The organism is Corallococcus sp. AB030 (assembly GCF_003668965.1).
Taxonomy (GTDB): Bacteria; Myxococcota; Myxococcia; order Myxococcales; family Myxococcaceae; genus Corallococcus; species Corallococcus exiguus.
The window spans coordinates 1-1,711 of record NZ_RAWQ01000432.1; the positions used below are offsets into that span (position 1 = coordinate 1).

Here is a 1,711-nt window from a genome sequence, read left to right on the forward strand (position 1 = left end):
GCCTAGAGCGCCGAACAGGTTAGGTCACGCCGCGAGCTGATAGCGCGCGGCGACCTCGAGGTTTTGGACGACCGCGAGTCGCCTGAGGTCAAAGAGGTTGCGGCGCGTGCCGCGATAACGGGCCTTCGGGCCCTGGCGGTTGGCGAGATGTGCCAGGCAATGCTCGACGCCGACACGCTCGCGGAGTTGTGCGCGGCCCGCGCGCGACTGGAGACGTAAGCGAAGACGCTGCTGGAGCCGCTCGTCGTCACCCATCGTGACGCTGCGCCCCTTCCCGGACGCGGCCTGGGTACAACTCGAGCGCAGCTTGCACGGCCCGCAGGCTTCCGGGTCGAAGTGCACGACGGCGCCGGGCTCGAAGGGCTCCACCTCGCCAGCAGGGCACGTGAGGGTGCCGTCGCGGATGTTCACTTTGAAGTCGCGCTTGCCGAAGAGTCCGGGCATCGCGCTGGCTCCTCGCCACGGCCGGCAGACGACGTCGCCGCCGCTCTCCAGCACGTCTTCGGCCATGGTGCTGTTGAGGTACGCTCTGTCGATGAGGAGGACATCGGGGAAGAGTTCCTGGTGGGCCATGTCTTCCTGCAGTGCGCCCGTAGCCTCCTCTTCGGGGCGGTTGGCTGGCGTCACGGCGCAGGCCACCACGAGGTCGGTGTCGAGGTCGGTGCCGACGTGCTGCTTGTAGCCATTGAAGCGCTTGCTCTTGCTCTTACGCCCGTGACGCATGTCCGGGTCTTCAATGGAGATGCGCCTGTCGGCGGCCACGCCCTGTCGAATCTGCACGCCACCCTCGTGGTGCGGCTCGAGGTCCTGCGCCTTCACCTGCGCGAGCGCTTCGATGTAGCGAGTCAGCGGAGCGGTGACGCACGACTTCGACTGCTTCGCCACCCAGGCCATGAGGCGGTCAAGCTGTCGGCACAGGCGATTGAGTGCGTCGACCTTCGCGTCGGGCGCGCTCCAGTCGAGGTCGAGGCCGGCCTTGATGCTGCTGGCCTTCAGCAACGGCGCATTGGCCTGCTGGCACACCTCCTCGACATCGGTGCCGAGCACGAGCGCCATGCCCTCGGCGACCTTGCGACCTGCGTGGCCGAGCAGGTTGAGGGTGTCCTCAACCCGCCCGGCCCCTTCTAAAGGGCGGCTATCGACTCCCACTCGCAGCGTCTTCGGCGTCTTCTTCGAATCAAACCCCTTCGTCCGCTTCGCCACCTCGACGGTGCGCTCCAGCAGCCGGCGGTCCATCTCGGTCGCGATGAGTCGTTCCCGGAATTGCTGCAGCCCGCCCTGGGAGAAGGCGGGCTCGTCCTCGTCCGCACCGAGTCGGTCCAATACCATTCGCCACCGGCTGTCGGTGCCCGAGAGGCACACGGCTTCGGCGTCCGAGGTCTGCGTGTAGGCCTGCACCAGCAGCGCCATGCACATCATCGCGGGCGACTGCGGCGTTTGCCCCTGGCCCGTCTGTCGGTACATCGCTTCGAGCTCGTCCTGAAAGGCCTCGTCGAACAACTCGTGCCGATGCTCGCGCAGGAAGACGAAGAGCTTCCTGCTCTTCCCCGCGAGCTTCAGCAGGCGCTGCTCCCGTGCGCTCTGCTCCACAGTCGGCTTCCAGCGTTCCATGAGCCACCTCCGAAGGTGGCGACCTATGCACGCGACCCCAGCCCGCGTCGATCCCCTATCGCCTGCCTGCTCCCTCGCCGTAACCTGATCGGCGCTCTAG

The 1,711-nt window shown here is 67.0% G+C and carries 1 protein-coding gene; it reads right to left on the reverse strand.

Annotated elements, in window-relative coordinates:
- Positions 1-24 precede the first annotated feature (24 nt).
- A complete protein-coding gene (locus D7Y15_RS43385; RefSeq protein WP_121756210.1) occupies positions 25-1,611 on the reverse strand; it encodes an IS1182 family transposase in 1,587 nt (528 codons plus the stop codon).
- Positions 1,612-1,711: the final 100 nt, after the last annotated feature.

Bases quoted from the DNA above. Each gene is read 5' to 3' on its own strand.
- D7Y15_RS43385 (WP_121756210.1), bottom strand. From the start codon at position 1,611: ATGGAACGCTGGAAGCCGACTGTGGAGCAGAGCGCACGGGAGCAGCGC.